Here is a 454-nt window from a genome sequence, read left to right on the forward strand (position 1 = left end):
GACCCGGGCTCCCCGCTTCGCGAGCAGTCCCGCGGCGACGAGCCCGTTGTGTCCGCCGCCGATGACGACGACGTCGAACGGGTCGGTCGCGGTCCCGGTGCGGTTCACAGGGAGATCGCGGCGCCGGGCGACGGGAGACCGAGCCGTCGCGCGAGCAACTGGGTCACGATGTTGTTCGTCTCGAGGTCGGTGTCGGCCGGGAGCACCTCGAACTCGACCATCATCTGCGCGATCCGCATCATGACCACCGCGAATCGGAACCCCGCGAACACGCCGTAGTAGTCGACCGCGTCGCCGCTGAGCCCGGTCGACTCCTCCCAGCGCCGGATCGTCTCGTCGTAATCGGGGAACCCCTCCAGTCGGTCGATGCTGATGCCCTCGGTCCAGTGCCGGTCGAGGAAGATCCACCAGGCGACGTCCTGGACCGGGTTCCCGAGCGTCACCATCTCCCAGT

1 pseudogene is annotated in these 454 nt (G+C 68.5%); it reads right to left on the bottom strand.

Features of this window, described 5'->3' with window-relative positions:
* Positions 1-104 precede the first annotated feature (104 nt).
* Positions 105-454, bottom strand: a pseudogene (locus I6F37_RS39600) (hypothetical protein); the annotation flags it as partial.

Source organism: Bradyrhizobium sp. NBAIM08 (assembly GCF_020193935.1).
Lineage (GTDB): Bacteria > Pseudomonadota > Alphaproteobacteria > Rhizobiales > Xanthobacteraceae > Bradyrhizobium > Bradyrhizobium yuanmingense.